At 62.0% G+C, this 24197-nt stretch carries 28 protein-coding genes and 1 tRNA gene; 5 read left to right on the top strand and 24 right to left on the bottom strand.

Annotated features, from left to right (window positions below; translation table 11 throughout):
* Positions 1–46 precede the first annotated feature (46 nt).
* The 9 genes from K3146_RS02315 to K3146_RS02275 all read right to left on the bottom strand — a co-directional run bounded on the left by K3146_RS02315 (position 47) and on the right by K3146_RS02275 (position 6130).
* Complete coding sequence (locus K3146_RS02315; protein WP_221544583.1) at positions 47–682, bottom strand: tetratricopeptide repeat protein; 636 nt, start codon at positions 680–682, stop codon at positions 47–49.
* Positions 679–1059 carry a cytochrome c-type biogenesis protein gene (locus K3146_RS02310; RefSeq protein ID WP_221545199.1) on the bottom strand — a complete coding sequence of 127 codons (381 nt, stop codon included), beginning with the start codon at positions 1057–1059 and terminating at the stop codon, positions 679–681. Before K3146_RS02310 ends, K3146_RS02315 begins: the two co-directional genes overlap by 4 nt.
* 20 nt (positions 1060–1079) lie before the next feature.
* On the bottom strand, positions 1080–1607 hold the full coding sequence (locus K3146_RS02305) for a DsbE family thiol:disulfide interchange protein (protein ID WP_221544582.1): 528 nt from the start codon (positions 1605–1607) through the stop codon (positions 1080–1082).
* The gene (locus K3146_RS02300) at positions 1604–3559 is read right to left on the bottom strand and encodes a heme lyase CcmF/NrfE family subunit (protein WP_221544581.1); all 1956 of its coding nucleotides are present in this window, start codon (positions 3557–3559) and stop codon (positions 1604–1606) included. The genes K3146_RS02305 and K3146_RS02300 overlap by 4 nt, the downstream gene beginning before the upstream one ends.
* The gene (gene ccmE / locus K3146_RS02295) at positions 3556–4017 is read right to left on the bottom strand and encodes a cytochrome c maturation protein CcmE (RefSeq protein WP_221544580.1); all 462 of its coding nucleotides are present in this window, start codon (positions 4015–4017) and stop codon (positions 3556–3558) included. The genes K3146_RS02300 and ccmE overlap by 4 nt, the downstream gene beginning before the upstream one ends.
* Positions 4014–4154, bottom strand: coding sequence for a hypothetical protein (locus K3146_RS02290; protein ID WP_221544579.1), 141 nt, complete (start codon positions 4152–4154; stop codon positions 4014–4016). Before K3146_RS02290 ends, ccmE begins: the two co-directional genes overlap by 4 nt.
* Positions 4154–4876, bottom strand: a complete 723-nt coding sequence (ccmC, locus tag K3146_RS02285) for a heme ABC transporter permease CcmC (RefSeq protein ID WP_221544578.1) — start codon at positions 4874–4876, stop codon at positions 4154–4156. The genes K3146_RS02290 and ccmC overlap by 1 nt, the downstream gene beginning before the upstream one ends.
* A 56-nt stretch (positions 4877–4932) precedes the next feature.
* The gene (locus K3146_RS02280; protein WP_221544577.1) at positions 4933–5997 is read right to left on the bottom strand and encodes a Leu/Phe/Val dehydrogenase; all 1065 of its coding nucleotides are present in this window, start codon (positions 5995–5997) and stop codon (positions 4933–4935) included.
* Positions 5998–6053: 56 nt separating this feature from the next.
* Positions 6054–6130: transfer RNA gene (locus K3146_RS02275), tRNA-His, on the bottom strand.
* A 193-nt stretch (positions 6131–6323) separates the two neighbouring features.
* Between K3146_RS02275 and K3146_RS02270 the strand changes: the two genes are divergently transcribed.
* A complete protein-coding gene (locus tag K3146_RS02270; protein WP_221544576.1) occupies positions 6324–6959 on the top strand; it encodes a prolyl hydroxylase family protein in 636 nt (211 codons plus the stop codon).
* Between the two features lie 84 nt (positions 6960–7043).
* Positions 7044–7361, top strand: coding sequence for a TraR/DksA family transcriptional regulator (locus K3146_RS02265; RefSeq protein WP_221544575.1), 318 nt, complete (start codon positions 7044–7046; stop codon positions 7359–7361).
* A 65-nt stretch (positions 7362–7426) separates the two neighbouring features.
* On the opposite strand, the gene rpmE is transcribed toward K3146_RS02265, so the two are convergent.
* The 10 genes from rpmE to pyrH all read right to left on the bottom strand — a co-directional run bounded on the left by rpmE (position 7427) and on the right by pyrH (position 16794).
* Positions 7427–7651 carry a 50S ribosomal protein L31 gene (gene rpmE, locus K3146_RS02260; protein WP_221544574.1) on the bottom strand — a complete coding sequence of 75 codons (225 nt, stop codon included), beginning with the start codon at positions 7649–7651 and terminating at the stop codon, positions 7427–7429.
* 93 nt (positions 7652–7744) lie between these two features.
* Positions 7745–8197, bottom strand: a complete 453-nt coding sequence (gene fabZ / locus K3146_RS02255) for a 3-hydroxyacyl-ACP dehydratase FabZ (protein ID WP_221544573.1) — start codon at positions 8195–8197, stop codon at positions 7745–7747.
* A gap of 20 nt (positions 8198–8217) precedes the next feature.
* The gene (locus K3146_RS02250) at positions 8218–8907 is read right to left on the bottom strand and encodes an OmpH family outer membrane protein (protein WP_221544572.1); all 690 of its coding nucleotides are present in this window, start codon (positions 8905–8907) and stop codon (positions 8218–8220) included.
* On the bottom strand, positions 8907–11651 hold the full coding sequence (bamA, locus tag K3146_RS02245) for an outer membrane protein assembly factor BamA (RefSeq protein ID WP_221544571.1): 2745 nt from the start codon (positions 11649–11651) through the stop codon (positions 8907–8909). Before bamA ends, K3146_RS02250 begins: the two co-directional genes overlap by 1 nt.
* 136 nt (positions 11652–11787) lie before the next feature.
* Positions 11788–12897 carry an RIP metalloprotease RseP gene (rseP, locus tag K3146_RS02240; RefSeq protein WP_221545198.1) on the bottom strand — a complete coding sequence of 370 codons (1110 nt, stop codon included), beginning with the start codon at positions 12895–12897 and terminating at the stop codon, positions 11788–11790.
* 27 nt (positions 12898–12924) lie between these two features.
* Positions 12925–14076, bottom strand: a complete 1152-nt coding sequence (gene dxr, locus K3146_RS02235; RefSeq protein ID WP_221544570.1) for a 1-deoxy-D-xylulose-5-phosphate reductoisomerase — start codon at positions 14074–14076, stop codon at positions 12925–12927.
* Positions 14073–14717, bottom strand: coding sequence for a phosphatidate cytidylyltransferase (locus K3146_RS02230; RefSeq protein ID WP_247710987.1), 645 nt, complete (start codon positions 14715–14717; stop codon positions 14073–14075). Before K3146_RS02230 ends, dxr begins: the two co-directional genes overlap by 4 nt.
* A gap of 40 nt (positions 14718–14757) precedes the next feature.
* A complete protein-coding gene (gene uppS / locus K3146_RS02225; protein WP_221544568.1) occupies positions 14758–15444 on the bottom strand; it encodes a polyprenyl diphosphate synthase in 687 nt (228 codons plus the stop codon).
* 36 nt (positions 15445–15480) lie between these two features.
* On the bottom strand, positions 15481–16038 hold the full coding sequence (gene frr / locus K3146_RS02220; RefSeq protein WP_221544567.1) for a ribosome recycling factor: 558 nt from the start codon (positions 16036–16038) through the stop codon (positions 15481–15483).
* A 30-nt stretch (positions 16039–16068) separates the two neighbouring features.
* Complete coding sequence (gene pyrH / locus K3146_RS02215) at positions 16069–16794, bottom strand: UMP kinase (protein ID WP_221544566.1); 726 nt, start codon at positions 16792–16794, stop codon at positions 16069–16071.
* Positions 16795–17033: 239 nt separating this feature from the next.
* Here pyrH and K3146_RS02210 point away from each other — a divergent pair, with 239 nt between their 5' ends.
* Positions 17034–18077, top strand: a complete 1044-nt coding sequence (locus tag K3146_RS02210) for a hypothetical protein (RefSeq protein ID WP_221544565.1) — start codon at positions 17034–17036, stop codon at positions 18075–18077.
* Between the two features lie 49 nt (positions 18078–18126).
* Entirely contained in the window at positions 18127–18981 is an 855-nt protein-coding gene (locus K3146_RS02205) for a metallophosphoesterase (RefSeq protein WP_221544564.1), read from the top strand.
* A 37-nt stretch (positions 18982–19018) separates the two neighbouring features.
* On the opposite strand, the gene tsf is transcribed toward K3146_RS02205, so the two are convergent.
* Positions 19019–19945: a translation elongation factor Ts gene (gene tsf, locus K3146_RS02200; RefSeq protein ID WP_221544563.1), complete on the bottom strand. Its 927-nt coding sequence runs from the start codon at positions 19943–19945 to the stop codon at positions 19019–19021.
* A 121-nt stretch (positions 19946–20066) separates the two neighbouring features.
* Positions 20067–20816, bottom strand: coding sequence for a 30S ribosomal protein S2 (rpsB, locus tag K3146_RS02195; protein ID WP_221544562.1), 750 nt, complete (start codon positions 20814–20816; stop codon positions 20067–20069).
* Between the two features lie 347 nt (positions 20817–21163).
* Between rpsB and K3146_RS02190 the strand changes: the two genes are divergently transcribed.
* Positions 21164–21415: a hypothetical protein gene (locus K3146_RS02190; protein ID WP_221544561.1), complete on the top strand. Its 252-nt coding sequence runs from the start codon at positions 21164–21166 to the stop codon at positions 21413–21415.
* On the opposite strand, the gene K3146_RS02185 is transcribed toward K3146_RS02190, so the two are convergent.
* The 3 genes from K3146_RS02185 to K3146_RS02175 are packed head-to-tail and all read right to left on the bottom strand — an operon-like array spanning position 21384 to position 24156.
* Positions 21384–22226, bottom strand: a complete 843-nt coding sequence (locus tag K3146_RS02185; RefSeq protein WP_425594591.1) for a CDP-alcohol phosphatidyltransferase family protein — start codon at positions 22224–22226, stop codon at positions 21384–21386. The genes K3146_RS02190 and K3146_RS02185 overlap by 32 nt on opposite strands.
* On the bottom strand, positions 22223–22972 hold the full coding sequence (locus K3146_RS02180; protein ID WP_221544560.1) for a phosphatidylserine decarboxylase: 750 nt from the start codon (positions 22970–22972) through the stop codon (positions 22223–22225). The genes K3146_RS02185 and K3146_RS02180 overlap by 4 nt, the downstream gene beginning before the upstream one ends.
* A 41-nt stretch (positions 22973–23013) precedes the next feature.
* Positions 23014–24156, bottom strand: coding sequence for a beta-ketoacyl-ACP synthase III (locus tag K3146_RS02175; protein ID WP_221544559.1), 1143 nt, complete (start codon positions 24154–24156; stop codon positions 23014–23016).
* Positions 24157–24197 lie beyond the last annotated feature (41 nt).

Below are 24197 nucleotides of genomic sequence, written 5' to 3'. Positions count from 1 at the left end.
CTTAGCACCATGGATGGAGCGTAGCAATATCCGGCGCACGAGCGTCCTATTCGGAAGCCTGCGCCGCTTCGAGCATGGTTTCGAGCGCGCCGAGCCTCAGGGCAAGCGACTCCCGCCAGGGCGCATCGTCCGGCGCAGCTGCCAGTGCTTCGCGCCATAATTCGAGAGTTCGGTCGATTTCCCGAGCCCTTAGCCAGGACAGGCCGAGGAAATAGCGTGGACCGCCATTTGTCTCATCAAGCTCCTGCGCCCGCTCGAATGCGTGGAGCGCAGCGGGTGTGAGATTGCCCTCCGCATGCTCCACCAGGGCAATGCCGAGACCGAGCCAGGCTTCGATATCACCCGGGGCCTCTTCGATGGCGTTTCGGTAGAAACCGGCTGCAGCATCGAAATCGCCGCGTCTCATGTAGCTGTCACCGGTCACAATCCAGCGCGATGGGAATTGCGAGGTATCGAAGAATTCACGCCGCGCTTCGATCAACAATTCGCCATCGACCGCCTGTTGCTGCTCAGCCTGCCCGGGCGAAGAGGGCTGGTCAGGTGACCCCTGCAGTGCGTAGCCGGTCAACCCGAACAGCAAAGTTGCGCCAAGCAGGGTCCATCCGCCCTTGCGGACACGGAGCAGAAGGATAGCCGCGAGAAACGACAGTACTGCAATGGCGATAATCGGCAGCCAGCTCATGTGCGCCCCCTGAAGCGGCGCCGGAAGATCAGCATGGCCAGCAGGACCAGCAGGATAGGGATAACGAATAGCGGCCAGGTAGTGGCGCTCATGACCGGCTCATAGCTGACATAATCGCCATAGCGGTCCATCAGCCAGCGGCGGATCGCCTCCGGCTCCTCTCCATCGGCAATGCGGATACGGACCTGGTGGCGCATGTCGCCCGCCATCGGAGCATCGCTATCGGCAATCGACTGCGACTGGCACTTGAGGCAGCGCAGCGTTTCCATCAGCTCCTGCGCCGCAGCCTCCTGAGCCGGGTCGTCGAGCTGGCGATAGGCATAGGGCGCAGGCGGCACGTCGCCCTGCGCTGCCAGCGGAACCGCCATGAGGGCCATCAGGAGAGCAATCAGAACCCTCACTGCCCGGCCTTTCGCAGTTCCTCAAGCAGTATCGGCACGTGCTCCGGCCGGATATCCCCGATATGCTGGTAAGTGATCACGCCCTTGCCATCGACGACGAAGGTTTCCGGCACGCCCGACGAACCGATGCCCAGCTGGACTTCGGACAGATCGTCGCGCCCGATGCGCGTGTAGGGATTGCCGTGATCGGTAAGGAATCGCATCACATCGACGGGCTTGTCGCGGATCGCCACGCCGACGATCTCGACGCCCTCTTGCTTGAGCTGCTCCAGCTGCGGCGCCTCGGCAATGCATGGCAGGCACCAGCTGGCCCAGATGTTCAGCAGTTTGGGCTCGCCCTGGTGGAAATAGCGGCTGTCGACGCCGGGTCGGTCGAGGCTGGCGGGCGGAAGCATGAAGTACGGCAACCCCTTGCCCACCATCGTGCTCTTGATGGCGTCGTCTTTTGGCTGGGTCAGCTGGTAACCGGCAAGGCCGAGAAACCCGAAGAAAATCGCCAGGGGAAGCCACAGGCGCCAGCTCATACTGCCGTCTCCATATCGTTGCGGCGCTCGGCAAGCTTGCGCCTGACTAGCCGCCGACGAAGGTCGACTCGTACGCGGCCCACCAGTGCCATCACGCCGCCAAGCGCGACCAGCAAGCCGCCGTACCAGATGAAAGTGACGAAGGGCTTCCACCACAGGCGTACCTGCCAGCGTCCATCAGTGCTGCTCCCTCCCATCACCGCGTAAAGCTGGCCGTCCCAGCGCGTTATCAGGACGCTCTCGGTGGTTTGCTGCGGAGGTGCCCAGAAATTGCGTGACTGTGGCGCGATCTGAACCGGTTCGCCCTGTTCGTAGCTGGCGCTCATCCGGCCGGCGATCGCGGTCCAGTTGGGACCTGCAACGGGTTCGACCGCTTCGAGTCTGACGGACCAGGGGCCGACGCTCGTCATTCCGCCTTCCTCAAGCGCGGCAAGTTTCTCCTTCGAGAAGGCGCTTTCGCTAGCCATGCCGAACAGCATCATGGCAACACCGAGATGCGCAACTACCATCCCCCAAGTCGCAATGGGGACGCGGCGCAGGTTACGGCCCTTGAGCGGAAGGAAGCTCGCAGCAGCCAGGGCGACCGCAAACGTCAGGCCGAGAAGAGCGAGCAGGCTTGCCTCGGCCAGCAGGCCGAACAGAACCACGCCGGCAAGCAGCAAAGCCGCGACCAGCCCCATCTCCTTTGAAATGCGTCCCCAGCGATCCTGCCGCCAGCGCAGCAGCGGGCCGACCGCCATCACCGTCAGCATCGGGAAAGCGAAAATCGCGCCAACCGGATTGAAATAGGGCGGGCCGACCGAGACCCGCACATCGAAGGCTTCGGTCAGGAGCGGATAGAGCGTGCCTAGCAGCACGACCGCGAGGATCGCGCTGAGCATCACATTGTTGACCACCAGCGCACCCTCGCGACTGGCCATGGAAAAACGCTCACCCTCGCTGATCGCGCCCGCCCTCAGGGCGAACAGCAGCAGCGCCCCGCCGATGTAGATGGCGAGGAGGAACAGGATGAAACTCCCGCGTTCCGGATCAACGGCAAATGCATGGACGCTGGTCAACACGCCCGAGCGAACGAGAAAAGTGCCGAGCATCGACATCGAGAAGGCAACCACGCCCAGCATGATGGTCCAAACGCGCAAGGCGTCACGGCCTGCAAGCACGCTTGCGGAGTGAAGGAGCGCGGTCGCCGCAAGCCACGGCATGAGCGCTGCGTTCTCCACCGGGTCCCAGAACCAGTAGCCGCCCCATCCGAGTTCGTAATAGGCCCAGTAGCTTCCCGCGGTGAGTCCCAATGTGAGGAAAACCCACGCTCCGAGTATCCATGGCCGCATGGCACGGGCGAAATCGGGGGTGACTTGCCGCGTGATCAGCGCACCAACGGCGAAGCTGAAGGCGACCGAGAGGCCGACATATCCGATGTAAAGCGTGGGCGGATGGAAGGCGAGGCCTATGTCCTGCAACAGGGGGTTGAGGCCCAATCCCTCCACCGCCGGTTGCGGAAGCCGCTCGAAAGGATTCGAACTGAGCAGGAGGAAGGCATAAAAACCGAGCGCGACGAACCCCTGTGCGGCCAGCGTCGCCTGCATGGTCCGCTCGGGCAGGCGACGTTCGATCGCTGCAATGAGGGCCCCGGCAAGGGCCATCACCGTGACCCATAGCAGCATTGATCCTTCATGATTGCCCCAAGCACCGGAAATCTTGAAAATCAGAGGCTTCGCTGTGTGAGAGCTCGTGGCGACCAGCTTCACCGACAAATCGGTGATCGCGAATACCCAGAGCAATGCACCGAAGGCCAGTGCAACCAATCCGCCCTGGAGCACTGCCGCTGGGCGGGTCAGTGCCGCAATCTCGTTCGCGCCGTCGCCGCGCAGGGCGAGCAAGCCCCCCGCCAGCTGCAACACCGCGAGAGCCGCCGCCAGCCACAGCGCGGCCAATCCGATTTCTGCGATCATTCGAGGCCGACCGTCGTCTCTTCGGCCATCTCGGCGGCCTGGTGCTCGCTCATGCCCTCGAGTTCACGTGGGACGTAGTTTTCGTCATGCTTGGCAAGGAGGTTGTCGGCGACAAATGTGCCATCGGCACCGAGGCGACCTTCGGCCACCACGCCGGAGCCTTCGACGAAGAGATCGGGCAGGATTCCGGCATAGCGTACCGCGATGGCCGAATCTTCGCGTCCGGTCACGGTAAAGGTAACGGTGATCCCATCGGGCATTGTTGCCAGCGATCCGGGGGCGACCATTCCGCCAAGGCGCACTGCTTGACCCACTTGCGGCGGATCGGCTTCCATCTGCTCTGGCAGGTAGAAATAGCTCGCCTGGTTGCGCAGGGCGTAGATCGCCAGCAGTGCCGCCCCTATCAGCGCGACAAGCGCCAGAAGGACAAGAACAAGGCGTTGGTGCTTGGCCTTCATTTGCGCCTCGCCCTCTCTCGACGTGCTTCTGCTCGCTTCATCGCCAGCCAGCTCCAGGCGATCATCGCCAAGGTGCCGCCGATACCGATGAGGTAGGCAGCGTAAACGAAGGTCCACTGGTCGAGCGCCTCGCGCATCAATCGGCCTCCATCGCTCGGCGGCGCAGTCGTGCCTCCGCCTGGATATCGGCGAGCAAGGCCCGCATGCGGGCCAGGACCACACCGCCGAAGATCAGCGAAAAACCGACCACCGCGAAGAGCAACGGCACCAGAAACTCGCTGTCGATAGCGCTCTTGCCCATAGTGATGCTGGGCGGCTGGTGGAGCGAGTTCCACCACACGACGCTGCGATTGATGATCGGGATGTTTATTGCGCCGAGAAGGCCGAAGATCGCCGGGATTCGCGCCGAAACACCCTCGCGCTGTGCCGACTGGGCGAGCGCGATATAGGCGATGTAGAGAAACGCAAGCACCAGCATGCTGGTGAGCCTTCCGTCCCAGACCCACCACGTGCCCCAGGTAGGGCGTCCCCAGATCGAACCCGTGGCAAGGCAGATCAGGGTGAAGACGAGGCCAGGCACGGCCGCGCCGCGCGCGGCGATTGCCGCAAGTGGATGGCGCCAGACAAGGAAGACAAGGCTCGACACGGCGATCGCCGTCCATCCGCCCATGCCGAGCCACGCGGTAGGGACGTGGATGAAGAGGATGCGAACCGTGTCGCCCATCAGCCGGTCTGGCGGAACTTGCGTGAACCCCCAGCCGAGCGCGCCGGCAGTGAGCAAAATGCCTCCCACCAGCAAGACCGGGGTCAACCAGCCTGCAAGGGCAAGGAACCGTTTGGGATTGGCGAAACCGTGCATGTCGTAAATCGTCGCTGCCAGCCTATTGCAGCCCCCGCACGTGGTCGCAAGAGCGATCAGCGCCCGATCAGTTCCTGCGCCATTTTGTCGGCGACCTGGTCGGGTGAAACACCAGTCTTGTCGCTTTCCTGCCAGATCTGCTCGAGCCTGCCGGGGATCAGCGCAATCCGCTTGCGCACTTCGTTGATATCGCAGGGCGCGCCATCGGTCCGGCAAAGGTATTCGAGGGTCACCGAGATGATACCGCCGGCGTTGATCACATAGTCAGGCGCGTAGAGAATACCGCGCTTGGCCAGCATCGGACCGTGCTCGGTGCGCTTGAGCTGGTTGTTCGCCCCGCCCGCCACGATCTGGCAGTCAAGGCGCGCAATGCCCTCGTCATCGAGGATCGCGCCGAGCGCGTTGGGGCTGAAGACATCGCACGATACCGACATGATCGCATCGGGTGCCACGCTGTCCGCATCGAGTTCGGCCGCGAGTGCCTCGCAGCGATCCTCGTGGATATCCGAGAGGGTGAGCCTCGCGCCTTCTTTCGCGAGCAGGCGCGCTACGCCGCCGCCCACGCTGCCCGTGCCCTGGATGGCGACATGTACGCCTTCCATGCTGTCCTTGCCCAGCTTGTGCTTCACCGCCGCCTTGATGCCGTGGAAGATGCCGAGGGCCGTGAACGGGCCCGGATCGCCACCAGCGGCGTCTTCGCCCTCGACCGGGAGGCCTGAGACATACTGCGTGCGTTCGGCCACGGCCGCCATGTCGGCTTCCGATATCCCGACGTCCTCTGCGGTCACGTACTGGCCACCCAGCGCCTGCACTGCGTCAGCAAAGGCTGCGAGCAGCTCGGGAGTCTTGGTCTTGCTTTCGTCAGCGAGAATCACGGCCTTGCCGCCGCCCATGGGCAGGCCGGCCATGGCGTTCTTGTAGCTCATGCCGCGTGAAAGACGCAGCGCGTCGCGCATGGCGGCTTCGGGTTCGGCGTAATGCCAGAACCGCGTTCCGCCGGCGCCCGGGCCGAGGTGGGTGGAATGCAGGGCGATGATCGCCGTCAGGCCGCTTTTCGCGTCGCGCACAAGCTGCACGAGCTCGTGATCGTCGTAATCCGCTTCGGTCCAGAACGCTGTCATCGGCCTCTCGCCCCTTGCAATAAGGTGTCTCTCAAACCCGGAGCGAAAGGAGAAAATGGGGCGATCGACGGGGTTCGAACCCGCGACCTCCGGTACCACAAACCGGCGCTCTAACCAACTGAGCTACGATCGCCACACGCCCCCGGAACGCTGCCGGGAAGGCGGCACATATACGCGACAAACGGGCCGTCAACCCGCCTTGCGCAACGGCGAGCGCCTGTTGCACAACGGACCGCAAATGGGAAGCGAAAAAGCGAAAATGGCGTTCCCGGCGTAATTATCTTTCGTGGCTTGCGGAGCCGTGGCGGGGAATTATCGTGCCCGCCATGAACCGACCAGGCGAATCCTCCACAGAGCTGCTCCTTACCCGTCCGGGGGTGCAACGCGTGCCCTCGGACAAGATCGAGCTCTTCCAGTTGCGCGACTTCGCAAACGCGGAATTGTGCGGCAAACTAATCGAACTGATCGAGAAGGATCGCCGCCCCTCGACGCTGGCCGATGCCGGTGACGACCACTACTTCCGGACCAGCGAGACCTGCGATCTCGATGCCGACTTGCCGGCGGTACGAGAGCTGGAATCGCTACTATCCGCCCTCAACGGGATCGATCCTGCATACGGCGAACCGCTGCAAGGCCAGCGCTATGACGTGGGCCAGGAATTCAAGCCTCACTGCGACTATTTCAATCGAGGCGGGCAGGACTGGGACAAGTATTGCTCGGTCGCGGGTCAGCGGACGTGGACCTTCATGATCTATCTGAACGAAGTGAAGGCCGGAGGGGCGACCCGGTTCAAGGCGGTGAAGAAGACATTCCAGCCGGAAACCGGCAAGCTCGTTTGCTGGAACAACATGCGACCGGACGGGCGTGAGAACCCCAACACCCTTCATCACGGGATGAAGGTGAGGAAAGGCGTCAAATACGTGATCACCAAATGGTACCGCGAAAAGGAATGGGGTTGGTAGGCAAGCAGGTCCGCAATTGATCCAGGTCAAACGCTCCTCTCGGCCGCCGTGCTACATTTGCCGAAGCTTTTCGAGGATGTGACCATGAGCGAATACGAAGCAATGCGCGCCCGTTTGGAAGACCGTCTCCAGAACCTGCTTGAGCGGGCCGAGGAAATCGAGGACGACCTGCGCCATCCGCTGGATGCCGATTCCAGCGAGCAAGCGGTAGACCTGGCCGACGACGAAGCGCTCGAAGGAGTGGATGACGTCCTTCGCAATGAAGTCAGCCAAATCCGCATGGCACTGCTCAGGATAGAGAACGGAACCTACGGAACTTGCGCGAAATGCGGCAAGCAGATTTCCGAAGCACGTCTCGAAGCGCGCCCGATCGCCACGCGCTGCATCGATTGCGCGGATTAGCAGCCCAAGCAAAAAGGGCGGCCCCGCGAGGCCGCCCTTCCTGATCTCGTCGATTGCTCGAGCGCTTACTTCTTGAGGGTAAGCCCGCCGAAGCGCTTGTTGAAGGCTGCAACGCGGCCGCCTTCCTGAAGCTGCTGCTTGCCGCCCGTCCATGCCGGGTGGCTGGTCGGGTCGATTTCGAGGGCGAGCGTGTCGCCTTCCTTGCCCCACGTCGAGCGCGTCTGAAATTCGGTGCCATCGGTCATCTTGACCGTGATCATGTGGTAATCGGGGTGACCTTCGGCCTTCATGATATACGTCCTTCTAGCTTCGGAGCGGTTCCGACCGGTCCAGCTGTGTTGGGAAAGGCGCGCGCATAGCGGCGTGCGCCGGGATTCGCAAGGCTATTCGGGTGCGTCCGCAATCATAGCGGTGAAGCTGACTTCGCAAGTGACCTTGCCATCGACGCTTGCCTTGCCTGCGAACTTGCAGACACGAGCGCGCTTTTGAACAAATTCCGCTTCGAGATCGAGTAGTACGCCCGGCGTGACCGGCGCCCGGAACTTCGCGTTCTCGATCGCCATGAAATAGACGAGCTTGCCCGATCCAGCGAGGCCGAGGCTTTCCACTGCGAGCACACCAGCGGCCTGCGCCAGCGCCTCGATCTGGAGAACGCCGGGCATGATCGGTGAGCCAGGGAAATGGCCCTGGAAGAAGTCTTCGTTGAAGCTGACCGCTTTGACCGCGTGAATGCGCTCGTCGACGACGAGTTCTTTCACACGATCAACAAGCAGCAGGGGATAGCGGTGCGGCAGGCGCTTCAGCACCTCGACGACATCGAAACCGGTATCGCTCATATCCCCTGCTCCCGTATCGATTAGCGGCCCGAAGGCTGTGCCGGCTGCTGCTGTTGCTGCTGCTGGGCGGCCACAGCAGCCTGCTGGCGTGCAGCCATCATGTAGATCTGCTGGACCTGCTGGAAGACTGCAACGGCCTGCTGGCTCGGCTGCCAACCCTGCGGCGGCGTGATCTGTACCGACGGCACTCGGGCGTTGAGAGCCGCAACAACCTTCGAATTGATGTTGGTAGCCGGGTTCGACCAGGTCACCGCATCCGGCGAAAGCACGACCTGGATGTTGTCCGCAGTCGTGACCGACTGAAGCGCGGCGCTGTACTGGACCAGGATCTGCTCGACTGCATAGACGCGGGCCGCATCGATCTGGTTCTGCAGCTGGCCGATCTCGGCTTCCAGCGTCTGGAGCTGCTGGGCCTGCGGTGCGCTCTGCGCAGCCTGCTGTTCGGCCTGGTCCAGATTTCCGTCGCTATTGGTATCGAGCTGCTGGAGAAGCGTCTGCGCCTGCTGCTGCTTCTGCTGGATCTGGGTGATCTGCGAAGCATAGGTGGTGTTGATCTGCTGGTAGGCGTTACCAAGCGCAGTGGAGGCCGCGACGGTCGCCGGCGGGTTCACCACGGCGATATTGCCGCTTACCTGCGCGGCGGCCGGGACTGCGGCGAGTGCGGCAGTTGCGATGCTCGCGGCGGCGAGGGTCTTGGTGAGAAGTTTCATTAGAATTGCGTTCCTACGTTAAATGAGATGACCTTGGTGTCGTCACCCGGCTGCTTTTTAATGACCTGGGAGATATCGATCCTGAACGGACCGAAGGGCGAGTTCCAGTTGACCCCGATACCGGCAGTGATGCGCGGGCTCACGCTGTTGCCGAGGAATACCTCCTTGTAGAAGGTGTTCGGCACAATCGCGCGAGCATTTGCTGTGCCATCCGGAGCAGTGGCATCTGTAGTGATACCGACAATCTGGAAATCGTCCGAGGGATCATTCGGAGTATTGTTGTCACTGATTCGCGGTGTTCCGTCATCGTTGAACAGAGGTCCGCTGAAGAGCAGGTCACCATCGGCGTTGACCGCCTGACGACCATCCGGGAAATCATCCAGCTTCGGCCGCGTCACTGCGAACAGCGAGCCGACATCGAGCCAGACGGAAGGCCGAAGCCCCATTTCCTGTGCGCCACTGCCCAGCGGAATCTCGATTTCCGCACGGCCAAGGTAATAGGCCTTGCCGCCCAGGGCATCGTCGAACTGGCGATTGTCGTTGTCGCGGAACTCGTCGATCGTCTGGAGGATGCGCGGCGTCGTGGGATCGCCATCGTCGTCTAGGTAATTCAGGCGAATGACGCGCGGTCCCACGCCGCGGATATCGAAACCGCGGAACTGAGGTTCGCCGAGGAAGAAGCGGTCGGTCAGGCGGACGTCGTCGAAGCCCGGCTCCGCACGGTCCTTGAGCGACCTGATCCAGCCGCCTTCGGCCTGCAGCGAGAAGATGAAACCTCCGCCCAGGGGCATCCATTTGCCGAGTTTGGAACGCATGCGAAGGTACTTCACATCGCCGCCAAGCCCGGCGAATTCTGCCGTCGTCGAAATCGATTCGCCTCGCGTCGGGCGGAAGCGGTTGTTCAACGTGTCATAGTTGAGCGTAAGACCGAGGATGGAGCTGGTCCGCTTGCCGATCGCCTCGCAAATGAAGCGCGACTGGATACATTCCTCGACCCCGTCCCCATCGAGGTCCTGGAAGAAGTCGGTGCCGACGGTCACGTCCTCGAAGTTCAGCGTGTAGCTGCCGATCGCGGACATGTATTCGGTAAGCGGGACACCGGCCCGGATCGAGAGGCCGGTTGTCGCCTGCTTGTAGCGATTGCGGTCCGAAGCGAAGAAATCGTTGTCGTATTCGCGATGGTAGATGTCCGCGCCGAGCGACACGTTGCGGTCGAAGACATAGGGTTCGCTAAAGCTTACCTGCGCCGAACGCGAGAAGCGCGAGTAGTTGAGGCTAAGACCGATCGTCTGGCCACGACCGCGGAAATTGCGCTGGCGGATCGAGCCGGCCAGCACGAATTTCTCGATCGACGAGAAGCCTGCGGAAAGCTGCAACTCGCCGGTCGGCTGCTCCTCTATGTTCGCCTCGAGGACGACGCGGTCGGGTGCGCTGCCCTCGACCTGGGCAATCTCGAAATTCTCCTGGAAGTAGCCGAGCGAATTGATACGCGCTTCCGAACGCTTGATGCCAAGGCTGTTGAAAGCGTCGCCTTCCGACACGCGGAACTCGCGGCGGACGACCTTGTCCTGGGTTAGGGTGTTGCCGTTGACATCGATCCGCTCGACATAAACACGCGGCGCCTCACGCAGCACAAAAGTGACGTCCATGGTCAGCGTTTCGGGATTGCGACGGAAATCCGGGCGCACGTCCGCGAAGGCATAACCGAATGTCCCGGCGAGATCAGTCAGCTGTTCGACCGTGTCTTCGACCGTCTCGGCGTTGTACCAGTCGCCCTTGGCCATCGGGAGGCGCTGGGTCATGGTCTCGCTGTCGAAATCGCGCAAATCGCTGCGCACGTCGACGTCGCCGAACTTATAACGCTCGCCTTCCTCGACCACATAAGTGACGATGAAGTCTTCCTTGTCCGGGGTCAGCTCAGCGACCGCGGAGACGACGCGGAAATCGGCATAGCCTTCGGTGAGGTAGAATGTGCGCAGGTTTTGCTGGTCGAAAGCCAGGCGGTCCGGGTCGTAGCTGGTGTTCGAGCTGAGGAAACTGAACAGGCCACCGGTCTGCTTGGTGACCATTTCGCCCTTCAGCTCACCATCGGAGAATTGCTCGTTCCCGATAATGTTGATCTGGCGGACCTTCGACTTCGGCCCCTCGTCAATCTCGAACACGATATCGACGCGGTTCTGGCTCAGCTGCACCATCTGCGGTTCGACCGTGGCGGCGAAGCGGCCCTGGCGCTTGTACAGCTCGATGATGCGGGCAACGTCGGCGCGAACTTTGGATCGGGTAAAGATCTGGCGCGGCGCAAGGCGGATTTCGGGGATGATCTTGTCGTTCTTGATCCGCTTGTTGCCCTCGAGCAGAATGCGGTTGATCACCGGGTTCTCGGTTAGCGTGATGACCACGTTACCGGCATTGTTCACGACGCTGACATTGGAGAACAGTTCGGTCGCGTAGAGGTCTTTCAGGACCTGGTCACCGGCTGCCTGCGTGTAGGTGTCGCCTGGACGAAGGCGGATATAGGACAGGATCGTCTGCGGTTCGAGGCGCTGCGCTCCGGCGACGGCGATCGTCCGCACGATGTCCTGTTGCGCGACAGGAGTAGCTTCAGCCTCGGTCGGCTCCTCGGGGGTTTCCTGCGCCAAGGCGGCGGCGGGAAGGCCGCCCATGATCGTGCCTGCAAGGAGGCTAGCCGTCAGCCGCTTGGCCCGCGTTTTCGTATTGCCGGCGGCAGTAGCAAATCCAGTCATCGACAAGGGAAATCCCGTCCTCAAATTAGTCATCGGCTTCCCCGTCCGGAAGCCCGAAGGCCCCCTGCCCGATGAAGGCCGTCCAATCAAGCCGTGTGACACGCCGCAAGGCGCCTCCAACGGCCCTGTCCCCGCCTTAATTCCCGAAGAAGGGAAGTTTGGCGATATCGATGAAGGTGACGAAAACCATCAGTGCGAGCACCAGCGCCACACCGGCCCTGTAGGCCACCTCCGTACTGCGCGGTCCCAGCGGTTTGCGGCGGATTGCCTCTGCCGCATAAAAAGCCAGGTGCCCGCCGTCGAGTGCCGGGATTGGCAGGAGGTTGATGAATGCCAAGTTAAGCGAAATCAGCGCAGCGAAGTTGACAAATGCGATCCAGCCCAGGCTCAATTGCTCGCCTGCGAACTTGCCGATCGTGACCGGTCCACCCAGTTCTTTCACCGACCGATCGCCGACGATGATCTGCTTGATGCCGGTGACCATCATATCGACCAGCTTGCCGGTCTGGGTGAAAGCGAGACTGATGGATTCGCCGATCCCGACGTCCTCGAACCTCATTCCTGTCGAGTAGATCCCGAGGCGACCAATTCTCGATTCATTCCCGAAGCGGTCTGTTTCGCGAATGTCAGCGATCGTTACCGGAAGGGTGAGGTCGGAACCGTCACGCTCGATACCGACCTCGATGGTTTTCCCGGGGTACATGAGGACGCGATCCTGGATGTCCTGGAATTCATCGATTGCCTCGCCATCGATCGAGACAATCCGATCGCCTTCGAGCAGGCCTGCGTCGCGCGCCACCGATTCCTCGGCAAAGCTGCGTACAACGTTGGTCTCGCTGGCATTGTCCGAAACGGGCTTGCCATAGAGCGCGAAGAAGCTCGCAAAAATCGCGAGCGTAATGAGGATATTGGCAGCAGGACCTGCAAACACGATCAGCGCGCGCTTCCAGAGTGAGGCGTGATGGAAGCTGCCGTCGCGCTCCTCTGCAGTGGCCTTGGCTGCAACCTCGGGATGCGGGATGCTTGCGGGATCCATATCGCCCTTGAACTGGACATATCCGCCCAGTGGGAGCGCGCAGAGTTTCCAGCGGGTCCCGCACTTGTCTGTATAGCCAGCCAGTTCCTTCCCGAAGCCCACGGAGAAGGCCAGCGCTTTCACACCGAACATCCGCCCGACGAGATAGTGGCCGAGCTCGTGCAGGGTCACCAGCGGCCCCAGCAACAGCGGGAAGCCGATGATATACATCCAGAAGGGGATCGATCCGTCCACGGTTCAGGCAGTCTCCATTTGCGCTTCGGCGAGCGCGCGTGCGGCCTCGTCTATCACGAGCACGTCATCAAGCGAACGCGGCGCGTCGGACAAGTTTCCGGCATTCAGTACGGCTTCCACCATTAGCGCAATGCGGCTGAACTTTATCTTACCGGCAAGGAATGCGGCAACTGCCACCTCGTTGGCGGCGTTGAGCACTGCCGGAGCCGCGCCTCCCGCTTCGGCAGCCTGCCGCGCCAGTTTCGTGGCAGGGAAGCGGGTTTCATCGGGGCGGAAAAAGCTTAGCTCGCCGATTTCGGCAAGGTCGAGCGATGCCATCGGCGTGTCCATGCGCGCTGGGTAAGCGAGGCAGGATGCAATCGGCACGCGCATGTCACTGGGCCCCAGCTGCGCGAGAGTCGAGCCGTCGCGATATTCGACCATCGAATGGATCACGCTTTGCGGGTGAACCACGATGCGGATCCGGTCGAGGCCTACCGGGAACAGATGATGTGCCTCGATCAGTTCGAGGCCCTTGTTGAACATCGTCGCGCTGTCGACGCTGATCTTGGCGCCCATGTCCCAATTTGGATGCGCAATCGCCTGCTGCGGAGTGACTGCATCGAGATCCTCGACCAGCCGGAGCGGACCACCGCTCGCCGTAAGCGTTATCGTGCGGACCTCGTCGAGCCTTCCGCCCTGAAGGCACTGGAAAATCGCATTGTGCTCGCTGTCGACAGGAAGCAGGGTCGCACCGTGCCGCTCTACGGCCGCCGTCATCACCTCGCCCGCGGAAACCAGAGCTTCCTTGTTGGCGAGTGCGACGGTCGTCCCCTGCTCGATTGCGGCCATGACCGGGCCGAGACCTGCGCACCCGACAATGGCCGCCATCACGATGTCGACCGGTCGCGACGCAGCTTCGCACAGCGCCGCCCTACCGGCCGCCACTTCGATGCCCGTCCCCTCCAGCGCATCGCGCAATGCGGCAAGACGTGCTTCGTCCGCAATTACCGCGCACCGTGCATCGAATTCGCGCGCCAGCCTGGACAGTTCTTCGACATTGGAATGGGCGGTCAGCGCCTCGACCTTCCAAGCCTCGCGGTTGCGCCGGACCAGGTCGAGCGTCGAGGCGCCCACCGATCCGGTCGCGCCCAGGATGGTGATGCTCCTCGTCACAGCGTGCCCAGGAACAGGCCCGCCAGCAGCGCCACGGGTATCATCCCGTCGGTGCGGTCGAACACGCCGCCATGGCCCGGAATGAGCCGCGAGCTATCCTTGACGCCCGCCTTGCGCTTGAGCCAGCTTTCGAGGAAATCGCCAGCCTGTGCGGCAGTGGCCAGCATTGCGCCCAGTCCCAAGATCGTGCCGATTTCTCCAAGTTCGAAACCCATGGTGGTCGGGCCGCTGACCTGACGGGCCGCGAGGTAGATGAACAGGGCAAGCCATGCGCTTGCGCCGACAACACCCCCGAGCAGCCCCGCCCACGTTTTCGACGGGCTGATGCTGGGGGCAATTTTGGGCCCACCGAGTGTGCGTCCGAAGAAATAGGCGAAAGTATCGACAGCGATAACGGTACCGACGACGCCGACCACAAGGGGAACCGTGAGCCTCGTCAGAACCACGCCTGCGAGCACGATATAGGCAGCACCGGCAACCACCGCGATAATGCGCGCAACCGTGCTTTGCGTGGCCTTGAGAACTAGCAGGACGAATTCGACCAGCGTCGCGATCACCACCGCCGTGATGAACATGTCGAGCCAGGGATCGCCGGCAAATAGTGCCCCGATGGCCACCGCCAGCATGACTGCGGCGGACATAAGCCGTACCGGCAGATCCGCATTCCTTTTCGCCGGGCTCTCACCGTCCGCCAAAACGTCTCTCCCTGCCCGCAAACTGGTCCAGCGCATCCCGAAGGTGCCCCGGGGTGAAGTCGGGCCAAAGTACCTCGGTAAAGATCATTTCCGCATAAGCGGCCTGCCACAAGAGGAAATTGGACAGGCGCACCTCGCCGCTCGTACGGATCAGGAGATCAAGCGGGGGCAGCTCTGCAGAATAGAGATTGGCTGCGATGGTATCTTCCGTCACCTCGCCCGCCTCGGCTGCCTTGCGGGCCGCCTGGGTTATTTCGGCATGCGCACCGTAGTTCAAGGCTACCGCCAGAGTCCGCGACCCTTTGGAAGTCTGTTGAAGCGAGTCTTCCAGCATCTCGACGATATCGGGAGCCAGCCCGCGCCAATCGCCAAGGATATGCAGCTTCACGTCATTGGCGATAAATTCCGGCAGGTCCGACTTGATGAACTTGCGCATCAAATTCATCAGATCGTCGACCTCTTCGTCGGGCCGCTTCCAGTTCTCGCTACTAAAAGCGTATAGGGTCAGGCACTCGATCGGGGTATCCTTGAGGCTACGCACGAGTTCGCGCACCGCCTCCACGCCCTTGCGATGCCCCATGGCTCGCGGGAGGTGCTTGCGCTTTGCCCAGCGCCCGTTGCCATCCATGATTATGGCCACGTGGCGGGCAGTTTTCTCGAGGCTGTCAGCCATGACCTGCAATCCGCTCAGCAAGGGTCCGGATGGACCTCACTGCGTCATGATTTCCTTTTCCTTGGCCGTCGCGGCCTGATCGGCCTCCCCGACATATTTGTCGGTCAGCTTCTGGACCTCGTCTTCCGAACGCTTGCGCTCATCTTCGGAGATCTCCTTCTTCTTCTCGTCGTCCTTGAGCGCTTCCATGCCATCGCGGCGCACGTTGCGGATCGCGATTTTTGCCTGCTCGGAATACTGTCCGGCGAGCTTTGCGAGGTCCTTGCGGCGCTCCTCGGTCAGGTCGGGCATCGGCAGGCGAACATTCTGGCCGTCGATCATCGGATTGAGGCCGAGATTTGCCTTCGCAATCCCTTTCTCGACTGCGGTCACATTGGCCTTGTCCCACACTTGCACGCTGAGCATGCGCGGCTCGGGCGCCGATACGGTGGCCACCTGGTTCAGTGGCATCATCGATCCGTAGACCTCGACCACGACCGGATCGAGCAGGCTGGTATTGGCGCGGCCTGTGCGCAGGCCCGAAAGGTCTCCCTTCAGGCTATCGATCGCACCCTTCATCCGGCGTTCGATATCGGCTTTGTCATATTTTGCCATGATCGGCTTCCTCGTCTTCTCTCGTTCTTCTTAAGCGGTGTGATCGGTCACGACGGTCTGCACGCCCTTGCCAGACAGGACCTTGGCGACATTGCCCTTCTCGCGGATCGAGAAGACCACGATCGGGATGTCATTGTCTCGGCAGAGCGCAACCGCGCTGGCGTCCATGACCTTCAAATCATCGGCCAGCACCTTGCCATAGCTGACAGTTTCGTAGCGCTTGGCATCCTTGTTCTTCTTCGGATCGCTGTCGTAGACCCCGTCGACGCTGGTGCCCTTGAGCAGCGCATCGCAGTTCATCTCGGCGGCGCGAAGGGCTGCGCCGCTGTCGGTGGTGAAATAGGGTGCCCCGACGCCAGCGGCGAAGATCACGATGCGCCCCTTCTCCAGATGGCGTTCTGCGCGGCGGCGGATAACGGGTTCGCAGACCTGGTCCATCTGCACCGCACTCTGAACACGGGTCTGTACGCCCAGCTGTTCGAGCGCGCTTTGCATCGCCAGCGCATTCATCACCGTGGCCAGCATGCCCATGTAATCTGCCTGAGCGCGATCCATGCCCTGCGCGGCGCCAGCCATGCCGCGGAAGATATTGCCGCCGCCGATCACGAGGCAGATTTCGAGCCCGGTATCCTTCGCTGCCTTCACTTCCTTGGCAAGCTCAAGCACGAAGGCCGGATCGATCCCGAACTGCTGGTCACCCATTAGTACCTCGCCCGAGAGTTTCAGGAGGACGCGGTTCATCTTGGGCAGGGTCATGCGGGCGGTCTCTATTCTTAAGGTTTGCGCGGCCTTAGAGCGCGTGGGCTTTCCTGCCAAGTGGGGATGCCCCGAGCACTAAGGAAAGGCGTCGCTGTCGGCCCCTCGGAGCCATTACCCAGTCCAATCGTTTCCTTTAACGAAACTGCACCGCGCATAAATACCCAAGCGGGCTTTCGCATATTGTTACTTTTCGTGTAACATTTGCGCCGGGCGAAGTGGCAGATGGAAAGGAGACAGTGGGACAGGCTTTCGCAGCTAGGTATCGTCAGTCCGCGCCGATCGTGACCTACGGGGTCGCGCCGCGCGCCGAACAGCGTGCGCCAAAGGCAGACGAAAGCGAAGAGCGTAGCCTGGCATGGAATATCTCGGGCGCCGTTCCCGCGGCAGCAGCCCTGGCCCTGGGTGCGCTGGCTTTCGTCACCACCAGCGACCTTCCGCAGGACGAAAGGTCGGACAAGACCTTCGGCAATGATGACATCTCACCCGAAGCGAGCGGTCCGGCGGTTCGCGTCGCGATTCCAACAATCCCGCTCCAGTCTCCTGTTGCGCTCGAAAACCGCTCCGAACCTCGGCAGTACAGTGCGGGCCCCAGCCCGATCGCCTCGCCTTCTGTAAAGGCATCCGGAAGCTGGCAGCCCGCAACGCCGGACAAGCGCCAATATGAGATGGCTGCGAGACCTGCGCGCGACAGCTCAGTCGAAACAGAAGCACTCGCGCCGCGTACCCGCAGCATAGAGGAGTTGGCCCCGCTTCAGATCGATGCGGCTCCCGTGGCTGTCCCAAGCGCAAAGTCTATCCCGGCCAAGCAATCGCTTGCGACGGCGATCCGCCAAGCGCCCGAACCTGCTGGCGCCCGGCCAGATTCGCTGAGCGTTGAAATCGCCATGGCTCCACCTGCCAGTACTCCACCAACCCCGACTACGGGTCGCGACTACATCCGCCGCGATTATTCGAACACGCTGGCTGGCACCGGTGCCGCACGCGACACGAGGCTTGGGGCGGAAGAGGCAGCTCAACTGGCTGCGGCCACGGCCCCGCCCACGATCAGCGGGCAGCCTTCGCCGGAATCGGTCCAGCTCGTCGATGGAGAGCTCGCCTCGGTAAAGCTGGGCGAAGTCCTCAAGCTCGTCGAAACCCAGATGGATCCGGACGAATATGCCGCCCTCGCCAACTCCGCGAGCGCCAATTCTTACGTCGGGCCCGAGATGATGAAGGATGCCGGCATCCAGGCGAGCTTCGATGCGCAGACATTCACGCTGGCGCTCGCGGTCTTAAGCTGAACCGGCACAGGGCATTGGCAAGCGCTGCCAGGCCGGTAAGCCTGCTATCATGAGAATCTCGAAACATGTGCGGATCGCCGTGCTTGTCCTTGTCGTTCTGCTGGGAAGCGTCGCGGCCAAGGCATGGCACGACACTATGCGCGACCCCGTCGTGCAGAGGGTCGAGCTAGAATGGGATGCGCTTGAGACCAGCCAGACGCACCGGATTGTCCTCCTGGCCGATCTCCACGTCTCTGGGCCCGACATGCCGCCGGATCGGCTTGCTGCAATAGTCGAACAGGTCAACGCCATCCGTCCGACGATCATCATGATCGCGGGCGATCTCGTTAGCGACAAGCGGACTGCTACCCGCCACTATTCGGTTGAGGAGGCCCTCGCCCCGCTAGCCCATCTCTATCCTGCTGCCGTAAAGGTCGCGGTCCCGGGAAATCACGATCACTGGCGCGATATCGACGCGATCGAAGCCGAGCTTGTCGGCCACGGCATCACGGTCCTGCGAAACGAGGTGGCTGAGTTCGCGGGTATCACCGTGGGTGGGCTGGACGACGACTTCACCGGACAGGCCGACCTGCCCGCTGTGCTGGCCGGGCTCGAACTACCAGACAGGCCTGCGATACTCCTCAGCCATAGCCCTGATCCCTTCGCTGCGGTTCCGCCGAAGACTGGGATCATGCTCGCGGGTCATACGCATTGCGGCCAGATCGGCTGGCCCTGGGGCGGGTCTCCAGCGACAATGTCGAGATACGGTCAACGCTATTCCTGCGGGGTCGTAGAGGAGCAGGGGAACGTCCTTGTCACCAGCGCAGGCCTGGGGACCAGCGTGTTGCCCTTTCGCCTGTTCACCCAGCCGGAAATCTGGGTGATCGACCTCGTGCCACCTACGAAAAAGGCCGCCGAACCCTGAGGTCCGGCGGCCCAATTCGATGGGAAGCGAAATTCGCTTAGCCGGCTACGGCAGCAGCCACTTCGGCAGCGAAGTCGGTTTCTTCCTTCTCGATGCCTTCGCCGAGCTGGAAGCGGACGTAGTCCACCAGTTCGACCTTGGCGCCGACATCCTTGCCAGCCTGCTCGACGACCTGCGAGATCGGGGTCTTGTTGTCGATCACGTAGATCTGGCTGAGCAGCGCGTTTTCCTTGGCGTACTTGTTGACCGCGCCTTCGACCATCTTTTCCTGGACGTTTTCGGGCTTGCCGCTCTCGGCAGCCTTTTCCTGGGCGATTGCGCGCTCGCGCGCGATCACGTCGGCGTCGAGGCCTTCAGCGGTCAGCGCCTGCGGGAATGCAGCAGCAATGTGCATGCCCAGCTTCTTGCCGAGTTCTTCCAGCTTCGCCTTGTCACCTTCCGACTCGAGCGCAACGAGAACGCCGATCTTGCCGAGGTCGGGAGCGACAGCATTGTGCATGTAGGGCACGATCACGCCATTGCTGACCGAAACAGTCTTCATGCGGCGGATCTGCTGGTTCTCACCGATCGTGGCGACGTTGTTGGTCAGCTTCTCGGCAACCGTACCGCCGGTCGGGTAGGCAGCGTTCTTGAGCGCTTCGATGTCGTCACCGTCGGTGCCAAGGGCAACTTCGGTGGTCTTGCGGACGAAGTCCTGGAACTGGTCGTTCTTCGCAACGAAGTCGGTTTCCGAGTTCACTTCGACGGCAACGCCCTTCGTGCCTTCGACGGCGATGCCGACGAGGCCTTCGGCCGCGGTACGGCTCGACTTCTTCTGGGCGGTGGCGAGGCCCTTTGCGCGCAGTGCGTCGACAGCGGCTTCGATATCGCCGTTAGCGGCTTCGAGCGCCTTCTTGGCGTCCATCATGCCCGCGCCGGTCTTCTCGCGCAGGGCCTTTACGTCAGCGGCAGTGAATGCAGCCATGGTATTTTCCTTCTTGGGTCGTCTTGAATGCGTAGGCACCGGACCTGCTGTGAGCAGCGGCCCGGCGCATAGTTCGCTTGTGTGACGAGAGCATGGCGCCCTCGCCTCACGGGAATGGGCCTTAGGCCGCGGCTTCTTCGGGCGGATTTTCCATCGCGCCGACGTCTGCACCGCTGTCCTGGACGCCTTCGCCCTTGCCGCTGCGGGCTGCTTCGGCAACCGCATCGCAATAGAGCTTGATGGCGCGAGCAGCATCGTCATTGCCCGGGATCGGGAAGGCGATGCCGTTCGGGTCGACGTTGGTGTCGAGGATTGCGACGACGGGGATGCCAAGCACGTTGGCTTCCTTGATGGCCAGGTCTTCCTTGTTGGCGTCGATTACGAACATCACGTCCGGAATGCCGCCCATGTCGCGGATACCGCCGAGCGAGAGTTCCAGCTTGTCCTTTTCACGGGTCAGCTGGAGGACTTCCTTCTTGGTCAGGCCGCCGGTGTCGCCCGAAAGCTGTTCCTCAAGTGTCTTAAGACGCTTGATCGACTGGGAGATCGTCTTCCAGTTGGTGAGCATGCCGCCCAGCCAGCGGTGGTTGACGAAGTGCTGGCCCGAAGCGAGCGCAGCTTCGCGGATCGGGTCCTGCGCCTGGCGCTTGGTGCCGACGAAGAGCACCTTGCCGCCCGAACGAGCGGTCGAGCTGATGAAGTCGAGAGCGCGCGCGAAAAGCGGCACGGACTGCGACAGGTCGATGATGTGGATGCCGTTGCGCGCGCCGAAGATATACGGCTTCATGCGCGGGTTCCAACGGTGGGTCTGGTGGCCGAAGTGTGCGCCGGCCTCGATCAGTTGCTGCATGGTGACGGTAGGAGCCGCCATGGTCATTTCCTTTCCGGTTGTACCTCTGGAAGGCTGGAACCCGTGATGCGGAGCTTCCCGCGATCGGGCACCGGTATGAGCGCCTTCCATGTGGATTTGCCCGCCGTTCGAATTGGCCCGGATTGGCCGATTCTGTGGCGAACGGCGCGCACATAGTGGCCTTTCCCGGATAAATCCAGCCTCAATTCACCGACGAAAAAGGGAATCCGAACGCAAAAAGCGCTTGACAGGACGGAACAGAACGAGAACATTGTTCTCATCGCCGGAACTGCGGCGGTCAATAGGGGTTCTCCCGTAGATTTACCCCGGCTGTCAACAGCCTTGTGCACAGGCAGACGGGGCAGGAGATGATCGAGATGTTCGCATTTGTTCTCATTGCCGCATTCGCCCTCGCCGGACTGGCGACGGTGCTCGTGCTTGCCGACAGCGGGCTGCGTTGGTGGTCCGCCTTCGGCATGCTGCGGCAGCGTATGAAGCAAGGCTATTCGACGGCCGGCGTTGGCCCGCGGCCCGCAGTCGTTACCGGCAGCGCCAATGGCTTCGGGCGCCAGGCCCGCGCCTATCCGGTCATTCGGCAGGCGATGCAGCGCGCCGCTTGAGCCTTGCGTAACGCATGAGCGTAAACGGAAGAAGCGCCAAGTAGCCTATCCCGATCACGCTGAGGGTCCACCAGGGTTCCAACATCAGGGCACCGAACAGCAGCCCCACGAACACCAGCACCCACAGGCGAATCCCGCGACGCGGGCGCAACGAGGCCCAGCTGGGCGTAGCCATGCTGGAAATCATCAAGAGTGCGGTGGCAAGGATCCACGGGGCCACAAAGATCGGCTCGCGGAATATCTCCTGTCCGGTCGCCATCCATAGATAGAACGGCATAAAGGCCAGCCCAGCCCCCATGGGTGCAGGTACGCCGGTGAGGAAACCCAGCGACTTGTGCGGCTGGTCCTCGACGTCGATCTGCGCATTGAACCGCGCCAGCCGCAATGCACAGCAGATGGCCAGCGCCAGTGCGGCAAGCCAGCCCCAGCGCGGCTCGGTCGAAAGCGACCACAGGTAGATAATGATGGCGGGTGCGGTACCGAAGCTCAGGGAATCGGCGAGACTGTCGAGCTCGGCCCCGAAACGAGACTGCGCCTTGAGCAGACGCGCGATGCGCCCGTCCATGCCGTCGAGAAGTCCCGCGACGATAATCGCCACGGCTGCGGCCGACCACTGTTCCGAGATTGCGAAGCGGATGCCCGTCAGCCCTGAACAAAGCGCGGCAGCAGTAATTGCGTTCGGTGCCATTGCGCGAAGTGAAAGCCCGCGCGACCGGCCCATGACCGGCTTCTCGTCCTCGGCCGCCTTCGGTCCGAGCCGTGCTCGTTCTTCAAGCTCGGTGACCGGTCGGTGTTCGGGCGGCTGGTTCATTGCGACACTCCTTCAAGCAGCGGCTGGCTACCGACCGCTGCAAGCACGGTTTCGCCCGCCACGACCTTCTGGCCGACCATGACATAGGCACCCGTACCTGCGGGCAGGTAGACATCGACCCGGCTACCGAAGCGGATCATTCCCACTCTTTGGCCAACGCCGAGCGTATCGCCCGGTTTCACGAAGGCGATGATGCGCCGCGAGATTATTCCCGCAATCTGCGTAATTCCGACCTTCACCCCGTCGGACCGCTCGATGACGATATGCTGGCGCTCGTTGTCATCGCTCGCCTTGTCGAGCTCTGCATTGAGAAACTTGCCGGGAATATAGACGAGCCGCCGCACCACGCCACCGATGGGCGTGCGATTGATATGGACGTCGAACAGCGACAGGTAGATCGATATGCGCGTCACCGGTGTGGCCGTGAGGCCTTCGGTTCCGCTGCCGTCGGGGATCACCATCTCGTGTGGAGGCTCGACTTCGACGATCTGAATGACCTTGCCATCAGCTGGCGCGACGATGAACCGGTCGTCCTGTGGAACCACACGCTCCGGATCGCGAAAGAAGGCGAAGATCAGCAGTGACAGGAAAGCCAACGGCCAAGCCAGCGTTTCCCACGCGAACCAGGCGAAAACCAGCGAGAGGCCGAGGGCGGCAAGACCGAATTTGCGCCCTTCGGGATGAATGCGCGGAATGCTCGAGGGGATGTCGCCGCGGCCGCGATTGTCTTGGAGGTCTCCTGCCATGGGAGCGGGCTTAGGCGCTCGAACCTTTGCTCACAAGCCGGTCAGGCAGCCTTGCGCACGAAAACAGTGCCCGCCGAATAACCTGCGCCAAAGCTGCAAATCAGCCCCGTGTCCCCGTTCTGGAGGTCATCGCTGTGAAGGTGAAAGGCAATGATCGACCCGGCGCTGGAGGTGTTCCCATAGGTGTCGAGCACTGTCGGGCTTTCGTCTTCATTCGCCTCATGCCCCAGCACACGGTGCGCAATTAGCCGGTTCATGCCCGTATTCGCCTGGTGGAGCCACAGGCGCCGCAAGCCCTGCGGATCAAGGTCGAGCCGCTGTGCTTCGTCGATGATCATCTGCGCGACCATCGGCACGACTTCCTTGAACACCTTGCGTCCTTCCTGGACGAACAGCTTGTCTGCTCCGCCCGCTTCCTCCGGATAGGCGCGATTGAGGAAGCCAAAGTTGTTGCGGATATTGTTCGAAAAAACTGTCTTCAGCTTGGTGCCGATGATGTCCCAATGCGCGGCAGGTGCCACACCCGCATCCTCGACCAGCACGGCTGTTGCGACATCGCCGAAAATGAAATGGCTGTCCCGGTCACGCCAGTTCAGGTGCCCGCTTGTGATCTCCGGGCTGACGACCAGCACGCTCTTCGCATTACCAGCGCGTATATAGTCGGCTGCGGTCTGGATGCCGAAAGTGGCGGAGGAGCAGGCGACATTCATATCGAATCCGAATCCCTCGATTCCCAGCGCCTGCTGGATCTCGATCGCCATAGCCGGATAGGGGCGCTCCATGTTCGAAGCGGCGCAGAGCACGGCGTCGACGTCTTCCGGCCTGCGTCCGGCACGATCGAGCGCATCCCGGGCAGCCTTCACGCCAATCTCGGCAAGGATCGACAGCTCGTCATTCGACCGCTGCGGCCAGCGCGGCGCCATGATCTCCGGATCGAGGACCGGCTTTTTTGCCATTACATGGCGCGCCTTGATCCCGCTCGCCTTTTCGATGAATTCGACCGAGCTCGGCGCTAGCGGCTCCATGTCGCCTACTTCGATCAAGGCGGCGTTCCGCTCGTTGTGACGCTTCACAAACTCGTTGAAGCTGGCAACCAGCTCTTCGTTGGTGATGCTTTCGGAAGGCGTGAAAAGGCCGGTCGACGAAATTACCGGACGGCCGGTCAGCTTGGCATGGTCAGTCATGCGGCGTGCCTAGTCTCGTGCGCGAGAGCCCGCAAGACGGG

The organism is Qipengyuania vesicularis (genome assembly GCF_019711415.1).
In the GTDB taxonomy this organism is placed as follows: domain Bacteria; phylum Pseudomonadota; class Alphaproteobacteria; order Sphingomonadales; family Sphingomonadaceae; genus Qipengyuania; species Qipengyuania vesicularis.
The sequence above is the reverse complement of the archived record's forward strand: the minus strand, read 5'-3'. Positions and strand labels throughout refer to the sequence as shown.